The organism is Microbacterium sufflavum, from assembly GCF_023101165.1.
GTDB classification, from domain to species: domain Bacteria; phylum Actinomycetota; class Actinomycetes; order Actinomycetales; family Microbacteriaceae; genus Microbacterium; species Microbacterium sufflavum.
In genome coordinates this window covers 1,323,290-1,347,396 of sequence record NZ_CP078076.1, presented here as the reverse complement: position 1 = coordinate 1,347,396, position 24,107 = coordinate 1,323,290, and the positions used below count along the sequence as shown (strand labels likewise).

Sequence of the window (24,107 nt, the reverse complement as noted above, 5' to 3'; positions counted from 1 at the left end):
GCGGCGAGCGCTCGGGTGGACTCCGTAGACTCGGCGGATGATGGTGGGGACGGTGACGCGGCGGTGAGGACCCGTACGGTCTTCGGCCTGCTCCGTCTGAGCGCAGCCGCCATCTGCCTCGTCGCCCTCATCCACCGCATGGCCTGGGGCCTGGCGTCGCACACCATCGCGAGCCAGAACTTCTTCGCCTACCTGACGAACCAGTCCAACCTCGCGTTCGTGGTGCTGCTGTCGATCGCGGGGGTGCTCGCCCTGCGGCGTGCGCGAGACCCGCGGTGGCTCACGGTGGCGCTGGCGCTCGTGCTGACGTGGACGATCACGGCCGGCCTGGTGTTCGCGATCCTGGTGTGGCAGGCGGGTGTGCGCGGCATCCGCATCGACGTGCCGTGGTCGGATCAGGTGCTGCACTTCTACCTGCCGGCGGTCACGGTCGCGGCCTGGGCGCTGGCTCCGGGGCATCGAGCCGTGCCGTGGCGTGTGGTTCCGATCACCCTCGTGTATCCGGTGCTGTGGGGTGTCGCGACGCTCATCCGGGGCCCGCTGATCGGCTGGTATCCGTACTACTTCCTCGACCCGCGGCAGGTGAGCGGTCCGCCCGAGTTCGTGATCTCGTGCGCGGTGGCCCTGGCATCGTTCAGCATCGTCGCGACCGCCCTGGTGCTGATCAGCCGGATGCCGTTGCCGCGGCGGTTGCGCACCGACGCGGATCCCGGGCCCGACGATCCCCCGGACGACGACCGCGGTAGCCCGGCCGGTGCGGTCGATGCGCGCGAGCGGGTCGGCGCGTCGGCTCAGACGTAGACGGTCAGCGACGCCAGCGCCGCGTCGAACGCGTCGTCGTCGCTGAGTTCCGCGAACTCCGCGGCGGCCGCACCGCCGACGATGCCCACCAGCACGTTCTCGCCCGTGACGGGGCGCAGATTGATCCAGGTGGGGATGACCGCGTCGGTGCCGACCGCGTGCCACACGGCCTCGTCGTTCTCCCAGAACGCCTCGTCCCACCGCAGCCACACGGTCTCGATGGCCCCCATGCCGAGCGCCGAGATCGCGCCGCGGTTGGCGAAGGGCAACGGCGGGTCGAACTCGATGCTGCGGTCCTGCAGCACCCCGAGCGGCACCGTCACCACCACCCGGTCGAACGAGAGGGCCTCCCCGGTGCCGAGGCGCACGCTCACCCCGGTGTCGTCGTAGGCCAGGCGGGCAACCGGGGAGTTCAGGCCGACCTGCACTCCGTCGAGCGCGTGCTCCACGAACGGCACGAGGCTGTCGCGGGTGGCGGCCGGGTCGCCCGTGGGCAGCGGCGGCGCGAACCAGCTGGAGAGCTCGCCGGCTGCGGCACCCGTGCGCGCGGCGAGGATGTCGAGCAGGGCGGCGGTCGAGGGATCCGCGGGGTCGATGCCCGCGGCGGTCAGCGCGTCAGTGACCGAGACGTCTTCCGGGGCGGCCTGGGCGGCGGCGATGGCGGTGGTGACGGGCACGGGGTCGACGGGTTCGATGTCGCCGTCCGGGGTACGCCACAGCGAGCCGGTGAGGTCGACGGTTCCCACGTCGCCGGCGCGCAGCCGGTCGAGCACCTCGGCGTCGTCCTCGCCGAACAGCCAGGCGCCGAGCTGCACCGGCACCGGCCAGGAGTCGTCGCTGCGGGTGAAGACGCGCCCGCCGACGCGGTCGCGCGCCTCGAACACGGTCACCTGCAGGCCCCGGTCCGCGAGGAGGGCGGCGGCGGTGGCTCCCGCGAGGCCCGCGCCGATCACGGCGACGCGCTCCCCCGATCCCGCGGCATCCATCAGCTCGTCGACCACGCGCTCCCCCGAGGCGATGGCTCCGCGCACGGTGCCGGGGGCGTCTTCGTCGGTGGCTTCGCCCGCGAAGAAGAGGCGATCGTCGACCGGGCGGCCGAGGGCGGCGCGGGCGTCGGCGAGCACTCCGACGGGGGTGAAGCTGGCAGCTCCCAGGGCGAACGGGTCGGTAGTCCAGGTGCTGCGGATGCTGCCGGCAGGGGCCGGGACGCCGGGCGGGGGCTCGGGCTCACGCGTGCGGGTGGGCGTCGGCGTGGGCTTCGGCTCCGGCGTGCAGGAGGCGAGAAGCACCGAGACGGCACCGGCTCCGGCGCCGAGGAGCAGGGTGCGGCGCGTGATCCTCATCGTGCCGCCACTTTATCCCGCTCCACCCCGGTCCGCCGCCGCACCTCCGCGACGGGCGGTCCACAACTCCCCGGAAACGGCGAGCAGGGACGCGGAATCGGCCGGATCCACGAGGGACCCGGCCGATTCCGAGGAGTCGTGGACGACGCGGCGGTCAGACCGCCAGCAGTTCGCGTTCCAGGCGGGCGAACGAGGCCTCCATGCCGTCGGCCATGCCGGTGGCGAGGATCATGTCGCGCGTCTCCTTGTCGGGGTACTCGATGAGCACCGTGACGAGCGTGGCGCCGTCCTCCTCGTAGAGGCTCAGGTCGTTGACGGTCTCGGTGGGCATGCCCCGCATGCGTTCGGTGGTGACGGCGCGGCGCGGGGCGTCGATCAGCAGCGCCTCGCCCTCGAACCCGAACGGCTCGCCCTCGGTGTCACCGACCGGCGCCCAGGAGTTGCGGTACGACTGGCCGACCTCGGTCGCTGCGATGCATTCGGTCATCTCCCACCCGTCCGGGCCGAGCATCCACTGGCGGATGAGGTCGGGCTCGAAGTGCGCGCGCCACACCAGCTCGCGCGGACCCTCGACGAGCCGGGTGATGCGCACGTGGGTGTCGTCGAGCAGCTCCACCCGGGTGCCCTTGCCCTGCGCGTAGTCGCGGAGGTCCTGCAGCACGGCGTCGAGCTGGCCCATCGCCATCTTGATGCCCTCGACCTGACCCATCTCGACGACCTGTTCGAGCGCGTCGACCGAGTCGAAGTGGCTCGTGGTGACCATGCGGGTGCCCTCGGGCGTGGAATCGAACGTGAAGCTCATGCGCTGCGCGGGGAAGCCGTCGAGGGGCTTTCCGTGCTCGTCGGCGAAGGAGTCGAGCACCTCGAAGCGGTGCGGTTCCTCGATGGCGAGGAACTCCCAGACGCCCGTCGACTTCTCGCCGCGAGGTCCGTTCATCGTGTAGACCGCGCGGCCGCCGACCGTGTGGTCCCACGCGGTGAAGGTGGCGGGCCAGCCGGGAGGACCCCAGAAGCGCTCGAGCTGGCGCGGATCGCTGTACGCGTTCCAGACCCGCTCGATGGGGGCGGCGAAGTCGGCCGTGACGGTCATCGTGAGGTCGTCGGCATCGGTGGTGACGTCGGTGACGGGCATGTCAGTCTCCTGGGTTCTCTCGTGCGTTGTCGGTGGTGTCGCTGTCGGGGCGACCGGCGGGCGTCTCGGCCAGCAGGTCGTCGAGCCGGGCGATGCGCGACCGCCACAGCTCTTCGTAACGGGCGAGGAGCGCCCTGGCGCGGGCGATCATCTCGGGGTTCGCGCGGACGAGCCGCTCGCGTCCCTCGGCGCGCTTGACGATGAGGTTCGCGGCCTCGAGCACGGCCACGTGCTTCTGGACAGCCGCGAACGACATCTCGTATTCGGCGGCGAGGGTCGAGACGGACTGCTCCCGCTCGATCGTCCGGCGCAGGATGTCGCGCCGGGTCGACGTCGCCAGTGCGTGGAACACACGGTCGACCTCCGCTTCGCTCAGCTCTGTTCGTGCAACCATTTGGTTGTACGTTATGCCTGGCGTGCGGGCGTGTCAAGAGGTACTTGATTGACTGGCTGGTCGCACCGTCTCGCCGGAGTTGTCGAAATGCGCGGGTGCCGTTCGTGGTGTGAGTGTCCGGAGTCCTCGGGCTCCCCTCACCCCGGAAGGCGGCACCCGTGCATACTGATCCGATGATGGCGCTGCTGCTCCACGACACGGCAACGCACCAGGGGTCCGTCGCGTGGCAAAGGCGAACGGCCCTCGCCGATCGCCGGATCGCCGTCCCGCCCGCGCCTCGCGGGAGCGGTGCACGACTCGCTCCGATCCGGCGCGTCTTCGCGGCCCTGTCGACGCGGAGGGCGTCGTGACACCGACGCCCTCCCGCGCGGGGGATGCCATCACGCGGACGCATCGGGAGGAATGGACCCGGATCGTCGCCGGACTGGCGCGCCGCTTCGGCGACCTCGATCTGGCCGAGGAGAGGGCCGCGGAGGCGTTCGCGGCAGCCGTGGAGCACTGGCCGGCGCACGGCATCCCGCCGAACCCGGCCGGCTGGGTGACGACCACCGCGAACCGCCGTGCGATCGATCGGCTCCGTCGCGAGGCACGTCGCGACGAGAAGCACCGGGAGGCGATGATGCTGCACGACACAGACCCGCCGGCGTCCGCGGGCGTGGTGGAAGACGATCGGCTGCGCCTGCTCTTCATCTGCTGCCACCCGACGCTGCCGCTGGAGGCCCGCGTCGCCCTGACGCTGCGCATGGTGGGCGGCCTCAGCGTCGCGGAGATCGCCCACGCGTTCCTCGTGCAGGACACCACGATGGGCCAGCGCATCTCCCGGGCGAAGGCGAAGATCAAGGCCGCCCGGATCCCGTTCACGATCCCGCGCGCGGAGGACCTCCCCGCCCGCACCGACGCCGTCCTGACCGTGCTGTATCTCGTGTTCAACGAGGGGTATCTCGCGTCCGGCCCGGACTCGCCCCCGCTCCGGCGAGACCTGACCGCCGAGGCGATCCGCCTCGCGAGACTCGCCCACGACCTCCTCCCCGACGACCCGGAGGTGACCGGGCTTCTCGCCCTCATGCTGCTCACCGAGGCGCGAGCCGCCGCGCGCGTGTCCCCCGACGGCGAGCTCGTGCGGCTGGACGAACAGGACAGGTCCGCGTGGGACCGGTCCGCCATTGCGGAGGGCCTGCAGCTCCTGCACTCCCGAGCCGACGAGCGGGAGGCCGGGCGTCCGGGACGGTATCCGCTGCTGGCCGCGATCAACGCGGTGCACGTCACCGCCGCCGCCGCGCGGGACACCGACTGGGATCGGATCGTGTCGCTGTACACGCGGCTCGAGCAGATCGATCCGAGCCCCGTCATCACCCTCAACAAGGCGATCGCGGTCTCCGAGTTCGACTCCCCGCAGGTCGCCCTCGCGATGATCGAGCCGCTCGCCGAGACCCTCGACGGCCACCACGCCTTCCACGTCGCGCGTGCCGAGCTGCTGCGTGCGCTCGACCGACCGGCCGAGGCCCGCTCCGCCTACGACCGCGCGATCGCCCTCGGCGGCAACACCGCCGAGACCGCACACCTCATCCGCCGCCGCACCCACCTCACAAGAAACGGAGACACCCCATGAGCAGCACGTACCTCGTCATCCACATGTCCGATTCCACCGGGACCCCGCTGGCCCGCGCGGAGGATCAGGAGATCCTCGAACGCTGGGCGACCGAGGGCGACGCGGCGGGGCGCCTCGGAGACGGCGGCCCGGTCGCCGGACCCGAACAGGCGAAATCCGTCGCGGTCCGCGACGGGAAGACGATCATCACCGACGGCCCGTTCCCGGAGTTCAAGGAGTGGTTCGCGGGTTACGACCTCGTCACCGCCGACTCGATCGACGAGGCCGCCGCCTTCATGGCGAAGCATCCCGTCGCGATCGCGGGCCGGATCTACATCCTGCCGCTGGTGAAGCTCCCCTGGGACGAGTCCTGACGTGCCCCCAGGACAGATTCCATTCACGTGAATCCACCTCCGATATTCCGGCGTAGGCTGGAGGGAAGGACGGACCGTCCGAGAAGATCTCCCGGCACCGCGCCCGCCCGGAAGAGGAGTCTCTCGTGGCTCAGTACGACGTCTCGAACCGCTCGGCGATCGTGACGGGAGCAGGCAGCGGCATCGGCCGCTCGGTCGCGCTGCTGCTGGCGCAGAACGGCGCGTCGGTGGTCGTGAACGACCTGAACGCGGAGCACGCGCAGGCCGTGGTCGACGAGATCCGCGCCGCGGGCGGCACCGCCGAGGCCTCGGTCGGCGACGCGACCGACCCCGCCTGGATCGCCTCGTCGGTCGAGCTCGCGAACTCCCTCGCGCCCCTGCGCATCGGCGTCAACAACGCCGGCATCGGCGGCGCCACCGCCCCGACGGCCGACTACGAGGAGGACGCGTGGGACAAGGTCATCGCGATCAACCTCAACGCCGTGTTCCGCAACATGAAGGCGCAGATCCCGTCGATCCTCGCGAACGGCGGCGGCTCGGTCGTGAACATCGCCTCGATCCTCGGCAGCGTCGGCTTCGCGGGATCGCCCGCCTACGTCACGGCCAAGCACGGCGTGGTCGGCATGACCAAGACGGCTGCACTGGAGTACTCGGCGCAGGGCGTGCGCGTGAACTCGGTGGGCCCCGGCTTCATCGACACCCCGCTGCTGGCGAACATGGGCGACGAAGCGAAGGAGTTCCTCGTGTCGAAGCACCCGATCGGTCGGCTCGGGCAGGCCGACGAGGTCGCGAACCTCGTGGTGTTCCTCGCGAGCGACGCCGCGAGCTTCATCACCGGCAGCTACCACCTGGTCGACGGCGGCTACACCGCCCTGTGACAGACGGAGCGGCATCCGGCGGCCGGGAACCCGAATCCCAGGCGGCCGGATGCCGCTCGATGGCGAGGCGGAGCCCCCGCTCCGTTCTCGCCGAGGCCATCACCGCACGTGGTCCGAGAGCCCTTCGAGAGGACCACGATGGGCGGTGAGGCTGGCTTGCATCCTCCGTTTTCAGGCGGTCATCGCGTGCAGTTCACGCGATGCCAGCTCGAGCGACAGCTCGGAGTCGGTGAGGTCGAGGCCTCCGGTGGAGCTCGCGGCCTGCATCAGGCGCGCCAGGAGCGGTCGGTGCAGCTCGACCGTGGAGTCGAGGGCGAAGCGCACCGGGATGGACGCGTGCATCCACAGCGTCTCCGCCTGTCCGTCTCCCGTGGGCACGGTGAGAGCAAACGGCTCATTGCGGCGGAGCTTGGTGACGGTTGCGGCTCGGAGATGCGCGAGCACCTCGTCGTCGATCTCGATCGGAGCGGTGGCATTCGCGTACGTCAGGGTTCCCATGATCTCTCCTCGTGCAGAAAGCTGGACGAGGATATTTTACTAGTTTAACTAGTTAAATCAAGTCGGGTCAGGGGAGGTCGCCGAGCTCGTCGGTCAGGCGCCGCAGGAACCGCGAGATCGCAGCCGCCTCCTGCTCGGTGAACTCGTCGGCGAGCGCCGCCACCCGCACCGACAGTTCGTCGCCCTGCGAATGGAGGTCGCGCAGGGAGGGACGCAGCACCTTGGACCGGGCATCCAGCGGATGCGGCGCGACCACGATCTGCCCGCGCTCCGACAGGCGGCGGATCACGCTCGTCACCGCCGCAGTGCTGATGCCGAGGAAGCCGGCGAGGTCGCGGGGGGTGAGGGGACGCTCGGCCGGCGCGGTGCCGATGAAGTGCATCGCGGCCCGGTCGGTGTCGTTGGGCTCGCGGCGGGCGGCGAGGCGGCGGTTGAGCTGGGCGTCGGCGCGACGGAAGTCGTCTACATCGCGCGCGAGCGACGACGTCGCCACATCCGTGCTGGTCTTCCCCATGCCGAGTACTCCTTCCCCGCAGCCCATGGTACCTCGACAGTCTGACAACGAGGCAGACTAGCGATTATTCCGCGCGATCGGGCACTTCCGGGATGCGATGATGGAAACACATCGCCCCCGAAAGGATGCCATGCCCGAGCGATTCAGTCTCGAGGAGGCGTCGTACATCAGCTACGCCGATCTGCTCGAACGCCTGGAGGAGCGCTTCCCCTCCGTCACGCGACGCCGGATCGAGCAGATCATCGGCGCCGAGACCGACGCCATCACGGGCGGCCTCCTGCGCATCGTCCCGGCCGAGGTCGAGACGGGCGCGATGGAGATGCTCGAGCGGGAGGCCGGGTCGAGCGACGAGGGGGAGGTCGCGTGACCGACAGCAGAGGCGAGTTCCACGCCTCCGGATACTGGTACCCCGAGAGCGACACCGCCTCCACCGTCGACGTGCTGAACATGCTGCGCCGCTACCGCAGCGCCGAGACCGCCATGCGCGCCCGCACCCGCGCGTCGATGGGCATGAACGAGACCGACCTCGTGGCCCTGCGCTTCCTGCTCCGCGAACAGCGGGCCGGGCGCATCGTGCGACCGATCGACATCGCCCGGATGCTCGACATCTCCACGGCATCGACCACCACGCTGATCGACCGCCTGGAGCGCGGAGGTCACGCGCGCCGCGAGCCGCATCCGACCGACCGTCGCGCGGGCATCGTCGTCCCCACCGTCAGCAGCGATGAAGAGGTGCGCGCGACGCTCGGCGCCATGCACCGCCGGATGCTGAGCCTCGTCGATGAGCTGTCCGACGCCGAACGCGGCACCGTGATGCGTTTCCTGGTCGGCATGACGGCCGCGATCGAAGAGGCTGCGGAGGCCGACGGGGAGCATGGCGACGCCGAGGCCGCGAAGGAGATGGCCTAGAGCCCTTCCGCGATCTGCTTGATCGCGGCGAGGCGACGGTCCCACTCGCGGCCGATCGCGTCCAGCGCGGTGGCGGTGTCCGACAGCTCGGCGCCGATCACGCGGAACCGCACCTCGCGGCCCACGCGCACCGGTTCGACCAGCCTGACCTCCTGCAGCACACCGAGGTGCTTCGCGATGGCCTGCCGCGAGACGGGCAGCCGCCCGGCGAGGGCGGACGCGGAGGCGTCGCCCTCGCCGAGCGCGGTCAGGATGCTCCACCGCGTCTCGTCGGCGAGGGCCGAGAGCACGGGCAGAAGGGTCGGCGCCGTCACGTGCGGTCCTCGACGAGTGCGACGAGCTTGTCGAGCTCGAGCTCCCAGCCGGTGCGGTGCGACTCCAGGTTCGCGCGCGGGTCGGACGTGCGGTCGAACCCGCTCTCCACGACCGTGAGCTGCGTGCCGCCGTCGACCTCGTCGAGCGTGAAGGTGAAGACGGTGGAGGTCGCCTCGTCGATCCGCTCGGGCAGGCTGCCGAGCGCGTCGTCGTTGTTCCACCGGTAGGTGATGCGGCGCGGGGCGTCGAACTCCTCCACCCGCAGCGGTATCACGTCGTAGTCGGGGAACGTCATCGTCCCGGTCGCGCCCACCCCGGAGCCCGCGAGCTCCGTGCGACCGAACCAGCGCGACACGTGCTCCGGCTCGGCCACCGCCTGCCAGACCTTGCCGATGGGGGCGTCGATGCGGATGGTCCGACGGACGGAGAAGGCTTCCTCGTCGACCACCGCTGCGTCACTGCGAGTCATGTCCACCATGATGGTTCCTTTCTCGGGTCGGCGTCGGAATGACGACGACTGCAACTCTAGCGTTGCACAGCGCCCTCTCTCTTGCAACCCTTGTATTGCAGATCAGTCGCGCGGTCGCCGCCCGTCGAGGAAGCCCGACAGCAGCACCGCGACCAGGGCCGCCGCCGGGGCGACGATCAGCCCGGCCGCCAGGCTCTGCGTCTCCGCGAGATATCCCACGAACGGCGGCGACAGCAGGAAGCCCAGGCGCAGCAGCCATGACACGAGCGTCAGCCCCACCCCCGGACGCAGTCCCGGCAGCTCGTCGGCGGCGTGCATGGCGGCCGGGATGAGCGTGGCGATCCCGAACCCCACGGCGGCGAACCCCAGGATCGTGCCGGGAACGCTCGGGAAGGCGAGCGCGAGCGTCATCCCGACCGCCGCGATCAGGCCACCGACCGCCGCCACCGCGCGCTGCCCGAACCGATCGGTCAGGGGGTCGCCCAGCAGCCGCCCGATGAACTGCGCACCGACGAGGGCGATGAAGCCGAGCGGGGCGATCGCGGCGGCAGCCCCCAGCGAGTCGCCCAGGTACAGCGTGGCCCACGAGTTGCCCGCATCCTCCGCGACCGCACCCGCCATCGCGATGAGGGTCAGCGCCACGATCGCGACGATCGTCCGCGGCGGCACACCTCGGCGCACCTGCCCCGCCAGCTCGCCCGGCTCGGCCGCGGCCTCCTCCGCGTCGTCGTCGCGACCAGGGAGGCAGAAGCCCAGCGCCACGAGCGCGACCGCGGCGAACAGCGCCGTCGAGATCCCCAGGTGCACGGCGAGCGGCAGGTGCAGCGCGATCGCCCCGGCGGCCATGACCCCGCCCAGCACGGCACCGATCGACCAGATCGCGTGGAAGCCGTTGATGATCGAGCGGCCGTAGCGCTTCTGCACGCGGAGGCCGTGCGCGTTCTGGGCGACATCGGTGATCGCGTCGGAGGCTCCGCCCAGCAGCAGCGCCAGGGCGAACAGCACTCCCGACGGCGCGAGGGCGGCCGACAGCAGCCCGAGGCTCGTGAGCACCGTGCCGATCACGGCGACGCGGGCCGAGCCGAAGCGCCGGATCAGGACGGCCGCAAGCAGCCCGGCCGCGATGGCTCCCGCGGGGAAGGCCGCGATCGCGACGCCGTAGCCGAGGTTGTCCAGGCCGAGGGCGGACTTGATCTCGGGGTAGCGCGGGAGGATGTTCGCGAACAGGGCGCCGTTGGTGAGGAACAGCGCCGAGACGGCGATCCTGGCGCGGCGCGTCTGCCGGTCGGGCCGCGTGCGTCGAATCGATTCGATAGAAGTCACGAGTACGACCGTACCCCGTCGGGCGTCCCCTCGGCGACCGCCCGCGACCGACGCCGCGATCGAGGCCGCGAGCGAGGCCGCGAGCGAGGCCGCGAGCCGGACGGCTATCCGCGCACCGCGACCGCCGCAAGCCCGTTCCGATCGTCCGCTCCCCCGCCTACGCTCGGACCATGAGCGAGCTCACCCAGCCCACCGGGCGCGAAGAGATGCTGCGGGCCGTCCCCCGCGCCGACGGTTCCGCTCCCCGCGCCCTCGTCCTCGGCGCCACCGGCTACATCGGCGGCCGCCTCACCCCCCGCCTGCTCAACGCCGGCTACCGCGTGCGGGTGCTCGCCCGAGACGCCGCGCGCGCCGCGTCGTTCACCTGGGGGGACGACTGCGAGATCGTCGAGGGATCCGCCGACGACGCCGACGCCGTCGCCCGCGCGATGGACGACGTGGACGTCGTGTACTACCTGATCCACTCGATGTCCGCGGGCAAGGGCTTCGAGGAGAGCGACGAGCGGGCCGCGCACACGGTCGCCCGCGCCGCCGCCGCGGCGGGAGTGCGGCGCATCGTCTACCTCGGCGGACTGCACCCCGACGACGTGACGCTCTCCCCCCACCTGCGCTCCCGGGTGCGCGTCGGCGAGATCCTGCTCGACTCCGGCGTGCCGACCCTCGTGCTCCAGGCCGGGGTCGTGATCGGCTCCGGCTCCGCATCCTTCGAGATGATCCGCCACCTCACCGACGTGCTGCCCTACATGCCCGCGCCGAAGTGGGTGCGCAACCGCATCCAGCCGATCTCCGTGCGCGACGTGCTGCACTACCTGCTCGGTGCCGCCCGCCTCGACCCCGATGCGAACCGCGCGGTCGACATCGGCGGCCCCGACGTGCTGCGCTACGGACAGATGATGAACGGCTACGCGGTCGAGGCGGGGCTCCGTCAGCGTGCGATCGCCGCGCTGCCCGTGCTCACGCCCGAGCTGGCCTCGCACTGGGTGAACCTCGTGACGCCGGTGCCGCGATCGATCGCCCGACCGCTCGTGGCATCCCTGCAGAACGAGTGCATCATGAAGGACCACGCGATCGACGAGCTGATCCCTCGGCCGGACGGCGGCCTCACCCCGTACCGCCGCGCCGTCGCGCTCGCCCTCGGCCGCGTCGACGCCGACGCCATCGAGACCAGCTGGCAGGACGCGGAGGTGTCCGGCGCGCCCAGCGACCCGCTGCCGAGCGACCCCGACTGGGCCGGACGCACCGTGTTCACCGACGCCCGCTCGGTGCGCACGCACGCCTCCGTCGCGGAACTGTGGCGCGTGATCCTGGGCATCGGCGGCGAGAACGGCTGGTACTCCTCGCCGCTGCTGTGGGCCGTGCGTGGCTGGATGGACCGCGTGGTGGGCGGCGTCGGTCTGCGCCGCGGCCGCCGCAGCCGCACCGCCGCTCGGGTGGGCGACGCGATCGACTTCTGGCGTGTCGAGGCCGTGGAGCAGACCGACGCCGGGCACCTGCTGCGGCTGCGCGCCGAGATGAAGGTGCCGGGGGAGGCGTGGCTCGAGCTGCGGGCGGTGCCAGACGGCGCGGGTGCGCGGTATGAGCAGCGGGCGATCTTCTTCCCGCGCGGCCTCACCGGACGGCTGTACTGGCTGGCCGTGCTGCCATTCCACGGCCTGATCTTCTCGGGCATGGCCGCCCGCATCACCGCCGCCGCAGAGACCCCGGCGGACGCGGAGACCCCGGCAGACGCGGAGACCCCGCCGGACGCAGAGACCCCGGCGGACGCGGAGACCCCGGCGGACGCGGAGACCTCGGCGGACGCGGACACCCCGCCGGACGCGGAGACCCCGGCGGACGCGGACACCCCGCCGGACGAGGAGACCCCGGCGTCCTGAGCCACGGCCGCCCTCACCCGCGCGGTCGCCTGAGCCGAGGGACCCGGGTGCCGTCGCGCGCCCGGGCCCTCCGCGGCGTCAGCGGACGGGCGGACCCTCGGCCCCGGGCTGCGCGGCCTCGTCGGGCTGATCCAGGGTCTCGTCCATCGCGGCGTCCACTGCGGCTTCGACGTCGGCCGGCGGGACGATGTCGATCGCCTCGGTCGCCGCCTCGTACACCTCGGCGAGGGTGTCGTCGACCGTGTCCTCGTCGATCCATGCCAGGTCGTCCTCCGAGTGGTCGTACTCGACGGGCACGAGCGCGAAGTCGTCGCCGTACTCCTCCAGTCCGGCCATCACGCTGTGCCGCACGGCGGCGCGGGCGTAGCGGTCGCGCAGGATCATCGGGTCGCGCCGCAGATCCTTCATGAACGCGATCATCATGAACGCCATGATGATGGCGAACGGCAGGGCCGCGATGATCGTCGCGTTCTGCAGCGACTGCAGGCCGCTGCCCTCCGCGCCGCTCACGAGCAGCACCGCGGCGATCACGCCGACCAGCACACCCCAGACCACCGCGACCCAGCGCGACGGCTCTGGGCGCCCCTGCTGGGAGAGCGTGCCCATCACGAGCGAGGCGGAGTCGGCGCCGGTGATGAAGAAGATCGCGATGAGCAGGATGAGCACGATGCTCGTGACGAGGGGGAACGGCAGGTTCTCCAGCACGCCGAACAGCACCTCCTCGGGCGGGTCGACCACGAGTCCGGCGCCGTTCATCTGCTGCTGGATCGCGGTGGTGCCGAAGATCGCGAACCACACGAGCGAGATCGCCGACGGCACGACGATGACCACCGACACGAACTGGCGCAGCGTGCGCCCGCGCGAGATCTTCGCGATGAACATGCCGACGAAGGGCGACCACGAGATCCACCACGCCCAGTAGAAGATCGTCCAGCTCGACAGGAACGCCTCCGCGGCCTCACCCTGCGAGGCCGAGCGGCCGATCATGGTCGGCAGGTCGCCGAGGAACTGCACCGCGACCGACGGGATGACGTTCAGGATGAGCAGCGTCGGCCCGACGAAGAACACGAAGAACGCCAGCAGGATCGCGACGACCGCGTTGATGTTCGACAGCGCGCGGATGCCCTTCGAGACCCCGGAGACGGCCGACGCGATGAAGCACGCCGTGAGCACGGCGATGACGGCGATCAGGATGCCGTTGCCGAGCGGGCCGATGCCGCTCACCAGCTCGACGCCGTGGCCGATCTGCAGCGCACCGAGCCCGAGAGACGCGGCCGTGCCGAACAGCGTCACGATGATGGAGAAGATGTCGATCGTGCGGCCGACCGGGCCCGTGGTGCGGTGCTCGCCGAGCAGCGGCGCGAAGATCGACGAGATCAGCGGGGTGCGACCGCGGCGGTAGGCGCCGTAGGCGATGGCCCCGCCGACGAGCGCATAGAACGCCCAGGCCTGCGGGCCCCAGTGGTAGAGCACCTGCGTCTGCGCGGTGTGCATGGCCTCGAGCGTGTTCGCCTCGACCGTTCCGGGTGGCGGGTTCTCGAAGAACGTCAGCGGCTCCGCGGCGCCCCAGAACACCAGCCCGATGCCCATGCCGGCCGCGAAGAGCATCGAGATCCACGAGAACATCGAGAACTCGGGCTCCTCGTCGTCACGACCCAGCGGGATGCGCCCGTAGCGGCTGAAGCCGACGAACAGCATGAACACGAGGATGATCGTCGCGATCGTGGTGAAGAAGAAGCCGAAGTACTCCACGACCCACGCGAGCACGGTGCTGGTGGTGCCGGCGAGGTTGTCGCCCGCGAACACGCCCCACGCGATGAACCCGAGGGCGAACGCCGCCGCCACACCGAACACGAGCGGGTCGGTGCGGTAGGTGCGACCGGTCTCCTCGACCGAGACACCCGGCACGAGCGCGGGGTGCACGCTGCGCGGCGGAACCGTGGTGATGTCGCGCACGATCTTGCGCGCGGCCTCTCCCGCGGTGCGGTGGGTGCCGGTGGGGGTCTGCGGACCGTCGGAGGGGGAATGCTTCTCGACCGGGTTGTCCATGAGAACCCATCCTCCCATGCGGGCCGCCTCGGCCCGGGCCGCCTCCGCCGGAGCCGCCGCGTTCTCCTGCGGCCGGGCGGGTCTAGCGGCCGCGGCGCCCCGCGAAGAGCGCCCCGAGCAGAGGCAGCACGGAGACGCACAGCAGCGTGATCCCGAGCGGGGGCACCGGGGCGACCAGCAGCGCGCCGCCCACGAGCATCGCGGCGAACAGCACCCCGGAGGCGATGCGGCGCGCGATGCCCTCCAGCCGATCGAGGCGCCGCTCCAGTCGCGAGGTGTCGAACGACACAGTGCCGTCGTCGATGCGGGTGATGATGCGGTCGATGCGCCCAGGGAGGCGCCACGTGGTCGCGGCGTTCTCCATCGCCTGCTGGGCCATGTCCTGCATCAGGTTGCCGGACTCGTCGCGCAGCAGCCGAGCGGCGTAGGGCTCCGCCGCGTCCCACACGTTGAACGCGGGGTCGAGGCCGCTGCACATGCCCGAGGTGAGCGACACCGCCCGGATCAGCAGCAGCAGGTCTTCCGGCAGCTGGAGCGGGAGGCGGCGCACCATGTCGCCGAACTCGTCTGCGAAGTCGGTGAACTCGCGCGGGTCGACGCGGCTCAGCTCCGCGAAGCCCATGCCGCCGAAGCGGGCGAACAGTGCCGTCAGGGCGCGCTCGAGATCGGCGGTGTCGGCGGTGGGCAGCAGCACGCCGATCTCCTTCGCGGCGGCCACGAGTCCGCGACTGTCGCGCGCGGTGACCGCGATCAGGAGCATCCGCAGCCCCTCGCGGAGGTTGTCGGGGACCTCGGCCATCATGCCGAAGTCGATGAACGTCAGACGGAAGCCCCCGTCCGTGGGAACCGGGGTGACGAAGATGTTGCCGGGATGCGGGTCGGCGTGCACGAAGCGATGCGTGAACACCTGGTCGAACATGACCTCGGCGAACGCGTCGGCGACGGCCCGCGGTTCGATGCCGGCCGCCCGCAGCGCCTCGGTGTCGTTGATCTTGATGGCGGTCACGTCGGACAGCGTCAGCACGCGGCGGGTCGTGCGCTCCCACACGATCTCGGGCGCCGCGACCCGCGGGTCGTCGGCGAAGTTCTCGCGGAACCGCTCGGCGCTACGGGCCTCGTGCAGGTAGTCGATCTCCTCCAGGCTCGTGACGGCGAACTCCTCCACGAGGGCGGGCGCGTCCACCCGGTCGGCGACGATCCGCACCCGCGTGAGCCAGCGGGCGACCCGGCGGAGGGCCGCGAGGTCGACCGCGACGATCTCGTCGATACCCGGGCGCTGCACCTTGACCACGACCTCGTCGAGCCCGGTGTCCTCCGCGTCGAGGGCCGAGAGCCGCGCGCGGTGCACCTGACCGAGCGAGGCCGCGGCGACCGGGGTGTCGTCGAACCAGGCGTAGGCGCGCTCCAGGGGGATGCCGAGCTCGGCCTCCGCGAGCGCCCGGATCTGCGGGGTGGGCACCGCGGGCACCTCGTCCTGCAGACCCTCCAGCTCCTTCGTGATCTCGGGCGGGAGCACGTCGAGGCGCGACGACATGAACTGCCCGACCTTGATCATGAGTCCGCCGAGCTCGACCGCGAGGGTGTGGAAGCGCCGGGCGAAGCGCTGCATCCGGCGCGGGCGGGTGCGCTCCGCGACCGCGGCGAGCCCGAAGCGCGGAAGCACCAGCTCGAACCACCAGATCTTCACGAACTCGCGGCTCGCGAACGACAGGATGCGGCGGTACCTGGCGCGATGGACGCCCTGGGCTACCGCTTCCGTCATCGCGTCATCCTTCCGCCGTTCCGCGCCGGATGCCGCACGACGCGGTCAGTCCTGGGCAAGGATCGTGTACAGCCTACGGCGGGCGTCGTCGAGCACCTCGATCGCCTGCTGCACCTGCTCCGCCGAACCGCTGCGACCGACCTGCGCGGCCGCGGCGGCCAGGTCGACGCCGGCCTTGGGCAGCGCGCTGTAGCGAGGGTCGCGTCCGCGGTCCTTGTCGGAGGTGGACACCCACGGCGCCGGGGTCTCGGTGGTCTCGTCGGCGACGGCGCGACCGGCCTCGGTGAGCGCATAGGTCTTGCGGCCGTTCTGCTCCTCCGCCTCGATCAGCCCTTCATCGGCGAGCAGCTGGAGCGTGGGGTACACGGAACCGGCGCTGGGCTTCCAGGTGCCGCCGCTGCGCTCGGCGATCTCGTTGATGATCTGGTAGCCGTGCATGGGACGCTCGGCGAGGAGCGTGAGCACGGCGGTGCGGACGTCGCCGCGCGCCATGCGGGAGCCGCCGGACGGGCGCGAGTCGAACGATTTGCGGAGCTGATCCATCGCCTCGAAGAGCGCGCCGGCAGGACCGTGGGGTCCGCCGAAGAGGTTGCCGAGGCCGGACGCGAAGTCACCGGCACCGCTGCCGCCGGTGTTCCCGGTTCCGCCGAACGGGTTGGAGGGGAATGCGTTGCTCATGATGACCTCCCAGTCGTGAACGATAGTTAACGATATATCGCTCACGCTGGGCGTGGGGTGGGAGTTTCGACCGGCGCGAGCAGGGCCGCGCCGGTCGCGGTCGCGTCCACCCCGAACTCGGCAGGAAGGACGCGGGCCCGCGCCGGGCCCGGCATCGCCACGGCCCGGTAGGCCCGCGCCACCTCGTCCAGGTACCGCTCTCCGATGCCCGCGACACCCCCGCCCACCGCCACCACCTCGACGTCGAGCACCGCGTTGACCGCGGCGAGAGCGCGCCCGAGGAACTGCGCCCCCTGCGCGATCACCTCCGCCGCCGTCCGGTCGCCCGCACGGGCCAGGGCATCCACCTCGCGCAACGGGAGCGGTGTCCCGGTGCGCTCCCGGTACGTCCGTTCGAGTCCGGGCCCCGACGCCACGGCCTCGACGTGCCCGGGCGCCCCGCAGCCGCAGCGCCTCCCGGCGAGCTCGGCCGGCAGCGCCAGCTCGGTGTGCCCGACCGATCCCGCGGTGCCGGTCGCCCCGGCGCGGAGCCCGTCCGGGAGCACCACGGCCCCGCCGATGCCCGTGCCCACCGCGACCATCAGCAGCCCGCCCGCTCCGCGACCCGCTCCCTGGGCGGCCTCCGCGACCGCCGCCGCGTGCACGTCGTTCACGACCACGACCGCAACCCCCGTGGCACGCTCGAGTGCCGCGCGCAGCGGGAACCCCGCCCACCCCCGGATCGCGTCCGTGGCCGAGGTGATGGATCCGTCGGGGGCGACCACGCCGGCCGTGCCGACACCGACCGCCGTCACGGGCTCGCCGTCGGCGACCGCGCGGACCGCCTCGACGACCGCCCGCACGATCGCGTCCCCGCCCTCGCGCGCCGGCGTCGCGCAGCTGCGCACGGGCGTCACCCGGCGACGGCCGCCCGCGGGATCGGGCTCGAATCCGGCGACCGCGATCTTGGTGCCGCCGATGTCGACCCCGACGATCACACCCGCTCCCCGGCTTTCGGGGTCGCCGCGACGAACCGGCGCGTGAGCGCGATCGGGTCGGTGATCGCCCCGCCGACGACCACGGCGAAGGCCCCGGCGTCGAAGGCCGCTCGCACCTGCTCCGGTGTCTGGTAGCGGCCCTCCGCGATGGTCGGGATGCCGGCCGCGGCGAGCGCGGCGACGAGATCGAGGTCGGGTCCGTCCTGCCGCGGCGAGTGCGGCGTGTAGCCGGAGAGGGTGGTGCCGACCACGGCGGCGCCCGCCTCCCACGCCCTCCTGCCCTCCTCCGCGGTGGAGACGTCGGCCATCACCGGGAGCCCGGTGGCCTGCGCGATCCGGCCGAGCAGGCCGAAGTCCGTGCCGAGCTGCTCGGTCGTGGCGTCCACCGCGATCACGTCGGCCCCCGCCGCGGCGAGGCCCTCCGCAAGAGCGACGTCGGGCGTGATCACGTTGCGCACACCGTTCCACACCTTGTGCAGTCCGATCAGCGGCACCGCCGTCGCCGACCGCACCCGGCGGAGGTCCTCCGGTCCGTTCAACCGCAGCCCGCTGGCACCGCCGAGCAGTGCCGACTCCGCGAGCGCACCGATCACGTGGGTGTCGCGGGCCGGGGTGCCCGCTGACGCCTGGACCGAGGCGACGAGGCTGTCACGGAGCAGTTCGAGGGTGTCGTGTGTCACTTGATCGCTCCTGCGCTGACGCCGCCGATGAAGAACTTCTGGCCGATGAGGAAGATCACCACGGCCGGCAGCGTGAACATCACGCATGCCGCCATGAGCGGTCCCCACGCCACGTCGTTCTCCCCGAAGAAGGCGTACAGACCGATCGACAGCGTGTACGTCGACTGGTCGTTGAGATAGATGAGGGGATTGAGGAAGTCGGTCCACGCCCACACGAACTGGAAGATCGCCGCGGTGACGATGGCCGGGCGGGCCAGGGGCAGCACGATCGTCGCGTAGGTGCGGAACTCGGAGGCGCCGTCGAGGCGCGCGGCCTCGATCAGCTCGTCGGGCACCGCGAGCAGGAACTGCCGGATCATGAAGATGAAGAACGGCGTGCCCAGGAAGGCCGGCACGATCAGCGGCAGGTAGGTGTTCGTCGCCTCGAGCCCGTTCCACACCAGGAACAGCGGGATGAGGGTCACCTGGGGCGGCAGCATCATCGTGGCCAGAACGAGGATGAGCAGCGGGCGGGCGCCGCGCCACTTCACCTTCGCCAGCGCATAGGCCACCAGCGGGCACGAGATGACCGTGCCCAGGATGCTCATGCCCGACACGAACAGCGTGTTGCCGAGGTAACGCCACACGGGGATCTGCGCGAACGCCTCGGCGAAGTTGTCCATGGTCCACTCGGCCGGAAGCAGGGTGGGCGGCGAGGAGAACACGTCGCCCGGCGTCTTGAACGCGGTCGACAGCATCACCAGCAGCGGGAAGAGGAACAGCAGGGCGAGCAGCGCCACCGACACCTGCTGCCGGACGCGGCGCAGCGTGCGGCGCGTGCGGCGGGGCCGGCGGGCGGGGGTAGAGATCTCAGCGTGTGCCATCGTGCACCCACTTCTTCGACGACGCGAGCACGATGAGGCTCACGATGAGCGTGACGATGAACAGCGTCCAGGCCATGGCCGAGGCGTAGCCCATCTTCAGGAACACGAACGCGTTCTGGTACAGGTACATCGCGTAGGAGAGCATCGACTGCCCGGGCCCGGAGCCGGCCTGATTGAGCCGCTCCTGCGACAGGATGTAGGGCTGCGTGAAGATCTGCAGGAAACCGATGATGCTCACGATCACCTGGAACAGGGTCACCGGAGACACCGTCGGCCAGGTGACGCTCGTGAACCGGCGCCAGACTCCCGCACCGTCGAGCTCGGCCGCCTCGTACAGCTCCTTCGGCACCTCCTGGAGGGCCGCGAGGTAGATGATCATGGTGCCGCCGACGGTCCACAGCGACATCATGATGATCGCGGGCTTGGTCCATTCCGGCTGCTGCAGCCACGCCGGCCCTTCGATGCCGAACCACGACAGGAAGTGGTTGATGAAGCCGTACTGGGCGTTGAGCAGCCAGCGCCACAGGTAGCCGCCGACCACCACGGGCACGATCGAGGGCAGGTACACCAGCGCGCGGTACAGCGGCTGGCCGCGGACGGGGGTGTTGAGCAGGTGGGCTCCGGCGAGCGCGATGCCGATCGCGAGCGGCACCCCGAACACGGTGAGCACGGCGGTGTTGGCGAGCGACTTCCAGAACACCCCGTCCGCGAACATCTGGGTGTAGTTGTCCAGGCCCACCCACTCGGGCGCCTGGAAGAGGTTGAAGTCGGTGAAGCTGTAGTACGCCGAGGCCACGATCGGGTAGGCGAACAGGAACAGGAAGCCGACGATGAACGGCGCGGCGAAGGCGAGACCGATCAGCGTCGTGCGGCGGCTGCGGCGCCGCCGGACGGGGGCGCCGGGCCCGGCGGGAGTCGTCTCCCGCCGGACCCGGGGTGTGGTGGCCGTGGTCACGGAGCGCCGCTCACTTCGAGGAGTAGGAGGACATCCGCTCCTCGACGGTCGCGATCGCCTCCTCCGGGGTGGCCGTCAGCCGCACGACCTCGTCGAACGCGGTGGCCAGGTCGGTCGCGTACTCCGCGCTGTACGGGCGGCTCGCGAGGGACTTGGCGTTCGGCGAGGAGGCCGCCTCGGCCCAGACGCCGAAGTCCTGCAGCTCGTCGAAGGCCGCGCTGCCGGCGAGGGAGGAGCGGCCGGGGAGGTTGCCCAGCGCGACGGCGAACTTCTCCATCGGCTCGTCGCTGACGAGGTAGGCGAGGAACGTCGCCGCCTCTTCCTTGTGCTTCGAGTTGGCGGGGATGAACAGGGTGCTCGCGGTCACCTGCGTGCTGTTCTCCAGCTCGGGGGTGGCGGCGGGGATGGCGGTGACGCCCCATTCGAAGTCGGGGGCGATCTTGGCCGCGCTGGCCGAACGCCACTCGCCGTCGATGATCATGGCGACCTGGCCGCTGAAGAACGGGTCCTGCGCCGAGAGGTACTCGCCCTGACCGGAGACGAACGTGGCCATGGCGTCGGCGCCCACCGGCTCGATCACGTTGTCCTGGTACCACTGCAGCGCTTCGAGGTTGCCGTCCTCCGCCGGGGTCGGGCCGTCCTCTCCGTCCCAGCTGCCGCCGAACGCGTAGCCGAGAGTGGTGAGCGTGGTGCTGTCGTTGGCGGAGCCGAGGCCGAGCTGGGTGATCTTGCCCGAGGCGTCCTTCTTGGTGAGCTTGGGGATGGCGGCGGCGAGCTCGTCCATGGTGGTGGGCGGGGTCACGCCCGCCTCCGCGAGCAGCTGGGGGTTGTAGAGCAGCTGGAAGCTGTGGATGGCGATGGGCAGCGAGTAGATCTTGCCGTCGTAGGTCATCTGCTCCATCGCGCTGGGCACGAAGTCGTCGACGTCGATGTCCTCCGCGGCGATCGCGTCGTCGAGCGGGGCGAGGATGCCCTTCGAGGCCCAGGCGCCGACGGTGTTCCCGAAGTTGTCGGAGATGTCGAACGAGCCGTTGGACGACGACATCGAGGTGAGCTGCTTCTGGGTGTCGGGGCTGGAGACGCCCTTGACGACGATGTCGTCCTGGCTGGCGTTGAAGTCGGCGATGATCGCCTCCAGGGCCTTGGCCTCCTCCCCTCCCCACAGGTACGAGAACGTGATCTCGGTGGGGCCGTCGGCATCGCTGCCGCCTCCCGCGCATCCGCTGAGGGCCACGACCGTCGCTGTGGTCAGTCCGGCGGCGACCAGGGCGCGCCGGCGCATGTGCTGCTTCATGTGCATGGGGAGTTCTCCGCTCATCGTTGACCTTGCAAAAGGATTGGAATAGACCAATTCGGAACCGCTGAGAACAGACATTGACACACCTGGGGGCGGTCGTCAAGATTGGGTTAGTCCAAATGAGGGGGAAGCCATGACGATCGAGGGTGTGACGAAGCACGAGCGGGTGCGCCGGCATCTCGAGGAGGTCATCCAGCAGGGCCTGGCGCCGCACGAGAAGCTGCCGACCGAACGCGATCTCGCCGAGTCGCTCGAGGTCAACCGGCAGACGGTGCGCCGGGCGCTCGACGAGCTGGAGCGCGACGGGCTGGTCTACCGGCTCCAGGGCGCCGGCACCTTCGTCAGCGCCTCGCGCATCAGCAAGGCCTTCGAGCTCACGTCGTTCTCCGAGGACATGCTCGCCCGCAATATGCGGCCAGGATCGCTGTCGGTCGACGTGTCCACCGCCGCGGCGGGGCAGACCACCGGCTACGCCTTGAACCTCAGCCCGCAGTCGCCGGTGGTGCGGATCCGCCGCGTGCGCACCGCCGACGACATCCCCATCTGCCTGGAGGTGTGCTCGATCGCGGCCGACGCCGTGCCGGGGCTGGAGGAGGGCATCGTGGGCGACTCGCTCTACGAGGATCTGCGCACCCGGTTCGGCATCTCGGCCGTGCGTGCCGACCAGGAGATCCACGCGGTCGTGCTCGACGAGGAGCAGGCCGCGGCCCTGCAGACACCCCCGTTCTCGCCCGCGTTCCTCGTCAAGCGCACCACCTACGACGCCCGCAGCCGGCCGCTGGAGTACGCCGAGTCGGTGTACCGGGGCGACCGCTACTCCTACCTCCTCTCGATCTCCCGCCCCTGAGCGTTCGCGCTCCCGACCGGCAATCCCTTCACCGACGAAAGGCTCCTCGTGTCCGACCCGACCCTCCGCCCGCGCATCGCCCTGCTCCCCCTCGACGACCGGCCGGTGAACGTGAAGCTGCCCGGCGACGTCGCCGCGGTCGCGGGCGTGACGCTCGACGTGCCGCCCGCCGAGATCCTCCCCGCATACCGGACGGCGGGCGACGCGGACGCGCTCGGCGCCTGGCTGCGGGAGCGCGCGGCCGACCCGGCGACCGTGCACCTCGTGGTGTCGGTCGACATGCTGCTCTACGGCGGACTCATCGCGAGCCGGACGAGCCACGACACGACGCGTGACGTGCTGGCGCGTCTCGACGTGCTGCGCGAGGTGCGGCGGATGCGCCCCGAGCTGCCGATCTCGGCCGTCTCCCTGGTCACGCGCGCCAGCAACTCGTACTCCGCGGCCGAGGAGCCGGAGTACTGGACGGCGCACGGCAAGGAGATCCACGCCCTCGGGGGCGACGCCCATCGGCTGCTCGGCGAGACCGATGTGCTGCCGCTGGAGGAGCTGACACCCGTGCCGGCCGATGTCGTGTCGGACTACGCGACGCGACGCCTGCGCAACCACATCGTCAACCTCTCGACCCTCGGACTGGTCGAGGACGAGACGCTCGACTTCCTCGCGATCACCGCCGACGACACCGCGCCGTTCGCGGCGGGAAGCGCCGAGCAGGTGTGGCTGCGGCACTGGATGCGGATGCTGCCGTCGGGGCGTCGCGTGCTCATGTACCCGGGCGCCGACGAGGTGGGGGCGGCGCTCGTCGCCCGAGCTCTCGCGGGGAACGCCGGGGTGACGGTGTCGTTCGCGGTGGCGTGCGCCGACGCCGCGGGGATGGAGCGGATCCCGCCGTACGAGAACATGTCGCTGGCGGCCTCGGCGAGCCGGCAGATCCGCGCGGCCGGTGCCGTCGAGGTGGCGGCGGACGCCGACGTGACCCTGGTGCTGCACGCCCCCGACCCCGACCGGCACGACATGTTCCGCGGGCGGCCCGATGCGGTCGACACCGCGGCCGTCGCCGGCACCGTCGCCCTGGTGCGGGAGCGGCTGGAGGCGGGCGAGCGGGTCGCGCTGGCCGACGTGCGGTATCCGAACGGGGCGGACGAGGCGCTGGTGCGCGCGCTCGCCGACGCCGACCTGCTCGGGCGGCTGGAGGCGTTCGGCGGCTGGAACACGGCGGGGAACACGCTCGGCAGCGTGGTCGCGGTCGCGGCCGCCGCAGTGGTCGGCCGCGCCACGGGGTCGTTCGACGAGCGGGCGGCGCGGATCGCCCTGCTGACCCGGCTGCTGGACGACTTCGCGTATCAGGCCGTCGTGCGCACGGACTCCGGGCCGTCGCTGTTCCCCGACATCTACCCGATGGCGGACGACGCGCGGGTGGCCGAGGCGTCGCGGGTGATCCGTGCGGAGCTGACGGCGCTGCTGGAGTCGATGCTCCCCGCCGACGGCGTGCGCATCGACGAGCTGACGCTGCCGTGGCGGCGGTCGTTCGAGATCGGCCTCGTGCTGCGGTAGCTCCGGCGGCCGGCGTTCGCGCTTGCCTTATCGAAC

Annotated in this window: 25 protein-coding genes; 9 read left to right on the top strand and 16 right to left on the bottom strand. The window is 71.3% G+C overall.

From position 1 onward, the window contains the following. Positions 1 to 63 precede the first annotated feature (63 nt). Entirely contained in the window at positions 64 to 801 is a 738-nt protein-coding gene (locus KV394_RS06700) for a Pr6Pr family membrane protein (protein WP_240744618.1), read from the top strand. Here KV394_RS06700 and KV394_RS06695 read toward each other — a convergent pair. From KV394_RS06695 to KV394_RS06685, 3 genes are all read right to left on the bottom strand, one after another. Further along, positions 792 to 2,144, bottom strand: a complete 1,353-nt coding sequence (locus KV394_RS06695; protein ID WP_247982631.1) for a flavin monoamine oxidase family protein — start codon at positions 2,142 to 2,144, stop codon at positions 792 to 794. The genes KV394_RS06700 and KV394_RS06695 overlap by 10 nt on opposite strands. Before the next feature lie 154 nt (positions 2,145 to 2,298). Continuing rightward, positions 2,299 to 3,276 (bottom strand): SRPBCC family protein, encoded by a 978-nt coding sequence (locus KV394_RS06690; protein ID WP_247982630.1) that lies wholly within the window; start codon positions 3,274 to 3,276, stop codon positions 2,299 to 2,301. Between the two features lies 1 nt (position 3,277). After that, on the bottom strand, positions 3,278 to 3,670 hold the full coding sequence (locus KV394_RS06685) for an ArsR/SmtB family transcription factor (protein WP_206251981.1): 393 nt from the start codon (positions 3,668 to 3,670) through the stop codon (positions 3,278 to 3,280). A 346-nt stretch (positions 3,671 to 4,016) separates the two neighbouring features. Between KV394_RS06685 and KV394_RS06680 the strand changes: the two genes are divergently transcribed. The 3 genes from KV394_RS06680 (at position 4,017) to KV394_RS06670 (ending at position 6,510) form a co-directional block, all read left to right on the top strand. Beyond that, complete coding sequence (locus tag KV394_RS06680; RefSeq protein WP_247982629.1) at positions 4,017 to 5,279, top strand: RNA polymerase sigma factor; 1,263 nt, start codon at positions 4,017 to 4,019, stop codon at positions 5,277 to 5,279. Then, positions 5,276 to 5,632, top strand: a complete 357-nt coding sequence (locus KV394_RS06675) for a YciI family protein (RefSeq protein WP_136036844.1) — start codon at positions 5,276 to 5,278, stop codon at positions 5,630 to 5,632. Before KV394_RS06680 ends, KV394_RS06675 begins: the two co-directional genes overlap by 4 nt. Positions 5,633 to 5,757: 125 nt before the next feature. Further along, complete coding sequence (locus KV394_RS06670) at positions 5,758 to 6,510, top strand: SDR family NAD(P)-dependent oxidoreductase (RefSeq protein ID WP_206251995.1); 753 nt, start codon at positions 5,758 to 5,760, stop codon at positions 6,508 to 6,510. Between the two features lie 171 nt (positions 6,511 to 6,681). On the opposite strand, the gene KV394_RS06665 is transcribed toward KV394_RS06670, so the two are convergent. Continuing rightward, positions 6,682 to 7,008, bottom strand: coding sequence for a DUF7882 family protein (locus KV394_RS06665; protein ID WP_247982628.1), 327 nt, complete (start codon positions 7,006 to 7,008; stop codon positions 6,682 to 6,684). 67 nt (positions 7,009 to 7,075) lie between these two features. After that, entirely contained in the window at positions 7,076 to 7,522 is a 447-nt protein-coding gene (locus KV394_RS06660) for a MarR family winged helix-turn-helix transcriptional regulator (RefSeq protein WP_136032937.1), read from the bottom strand. Positions 7,523 to 7,652: 130 nt separating this feature from the next. Between KV394_RS06660 and KV394_RS06655 the strand changes: the two genes are divergently transcribed. Together KV394_RS06655 and KV394_RS06650 are read left to right on the top strand one after the other, a co-directional pair. Further along, positions 7,653 to 7,889: a hypothetical protein gene (locus KV394_RS06655; protein ID WP_136032935.1), complete on the top strand. Its 237-nt coding sequence runs from the start codon at positions 7,653 to 7,655 to the stop codon at positions 7,887 to 7,889. Beyond that, positions 7,886 to 8,431: a MarR family winged helix-turn-helix transcriptional regulator gene (locus KV394_RS06650; RefSeq protein ID WP_206251996.1), complete on the top strand. Its 546-nt coding sequence runs from the start codon at positions 7,886 to 7,888 to the stop codon at positions 8,429 to 8,431. The genes KV394_RS06655 and KV394_RS06650 overlap by 4 nt, the downstream gene beginning before the upstream one ends. On the opposite strand, the gene KV394_RS06645 is transcribed toward KV394_RS06650, so the two are convergent. The 3 genes from KV394_RS06645 to KV394_RS06635 all read right to left on the bottom strand — a co-directional run bounded on the left by KV394_RS06645 (position 8,428) and on the right by KV394_RS06635 (position 10,529). Beyond that, the gene (locus KV394_RS06645; RefSeq protein ID WP_247982627.1) at positions 8,428 to 8,745 is read right to left on the bottom strand and encodes an ArsR/SmtB family transcription factor; all 318 of its coding nucleotides are present in this window, start codon (positions 8,743 to 8,745) and stop codon (positions 8,428 to 8,430) included. The two genes, KV394_RS06650 and KV394_RS06645, sit on opposite strands and share 4 nt — an antisense overlap. Beyond that, positions 8,742 to 9,215: an SRPBCC domain-containing protein gene (locus KV394_RS06640; protein ID WP_240744617.1), complete on the bottom strand. Its 474-nt coding sequence runs from the start codon at positions 9,213 to 9,215 to the stop codon at positions 8,742 to 8,744. Before KV394_RS06640 ends, KV394_RS06645 begins: the two co-directional genes overlap by 4 nt. 102 nt (positions 9,216 to 9,317) lie before the next feature. Further along, complete coding sequence (locus KV394_RS06635; RefSeq protein ID WP_247982849.1) at positions 9,318 to 10,529, bottom strand: MFS transporter; 1,212 nt, start codon at positions 10,527 to 10,529, stop codon at positions 9,318 to 9,320. A 179-nt stretch (positions 10,530 to 10,708) separates the two neighbouring features. Between KV394_RS06635 and KV394_RS06630 the strand changes: the two genes are divergently transcribed. After that, positions 10,709 to 12,412 (top strand): SDR family oxidoreductase, encoded by a 1,704-nt coding sequence (locus KV394_RS06630; protein ID WP_247982626.1) that lies wholly within the window; start codon positions 10,709 to 10,711, stop codon positions 12,410 to 12,412. A 78-nt stretch (positions 12,413 to 12,490) separates the two neighbouring features. Here the strand turns inward: KV394_RS06630 and KV394_RS06625 are convergent, their stop codons facing one another. From KV394_RS06625 to KV394_RS06590, 8 genes are all read right to left on the bottom strand, one after another. Next, complete coding sequence (locus tag KV394_RS06625) at positions 12,491 to 14,461, bottom strand: BCCT family transporter (protein WP_240744665.1); 1,971 nt, start codon at positions 14,459 to 14,461, stop codon at positions 12,491 to 12,493. Positions 14,462 to 14,543: 82 nt separating this feature from the next. Continuing rightward, positions 14,544 to 16,223, bottom strand: coding sequence for an ABC1 kinase family protein (locus KV394_RS06620; protein WP_247982625.1), 1,680 nt, complete (start codon positions 16,221 to 16,223; stop codon positions 14,544 to 14,546). Positions 16,224 to 16,268: 45 nt separating this feature from the next. Beyond that, entirely contained in the window at positions 16,269 to 16,901 is a 633-nt protein-coding gene (locus KV394_RS06615; RefSeq protein ID WP_247638164.1) for a PadR family transcriptional regulator, read from the bottom strand. A gap of 41 nt (positions 16,902 to 16,942) precedes the next feature. Further along, complete coding sequence (locus KV394_RS06610; protein WP_247982624.1) at positions 16,943 to 17,878, bottom strand: ROK family protein; 936 nt, start codon at positions 17,876 to 17,878, stop codon at positions 16,943 to 16,945. Further along, positions 17,875 to 18,558: an N-acetylmannosamine-6-phosphate 2-epimerase gene (locus KV394_RS06605; RefSeq protein ID WP_205814397.1), complete on the bottom strand. Its 684-nt coding sequence runs from the start codon at positions 18,556 to 18,558 to the stop codon at positions 17,875 to 17,877. The genes KV394_RS06610 and KV394_RS06605 overlap by 4 nt, the downstream gene beginning before the upstream one ends. After that, positions 18,555 to 19,421: a carbohydrate ABC transporter permease gene (locus tag KV394_RS06600; RefSeq protein ID WP_247982623.1), complete on the bottom strand. Its 867-nt coding sequence runs from the start codon at positions 19,419 to 19,421 to the stop codon at positions 18,555 to 18,557. Before KV394_RS06600 ends, KV394_RS06605 begins: the two co-directional genes overlap by 4 nt. Then, positions 19,408 to 20,376 (bottom strand): carbohydrate ABC transporter permease, encoded by a 969-nt coding sequence (locus KV394_RS06595; protein WP_247638162.1) that lies wholly within the window; start codon positions 20,374 to 20,376, stop codon positions 19,408 to 19,410. The genes KV394_RS06600 and KV394_RS06595 overlap by 14 nt, the downstream gene beginning before the upstream one ends. A gap of 10 nt (positions 20,377 to 20,386) precedes the next feature. Continuing rightward, a complete protein-coding gene (locus tag KV394_RS06590; protein ID WP_168443142.1) occupies positions 20,387 to 21,694 on the bottom strand; it encodes an ABC transporter substrate-binding protein in 1,308 nt (435 codons plus the stop codon). A gap of 112 nt (positions 21,695 to 21,806) precedes the next feature. Here KV394_RS06590 and KV394_RS06585 point away from each other — a divergent pair, with 112 nt between their 5' ends. Both KV394_RS06585 and KV394_RS06580 read left to right on the top strand, forming a co-directional pair. Then, the gene (locus KV394_RS06585) at positions 21,807 to 22,520 is read left to right on the top strand and encodes a GntR family transcriptional regulator (RefSeq protein WP_136034445.1); all 714 of its coding nucleotides are present in this window, start codon (positions 21,807 to 21,809) and stop codon (positions 22,518 to 22,520) included. 48 nt (positions 22,521 to 22,568) lie between these two features. After that, positions 22,569 to 24,071, top strand: coding sequence for a DUF4127 family protein (locus tag KV394_RS06580; protein WP_247982622.1), 1,503 nt, complete (start codon positions 22,569 to 22,571; stop codon positions 24,069 to 24,071). Positions 24,072 to 24,107 lie beyond the last annotated feature (36 nt).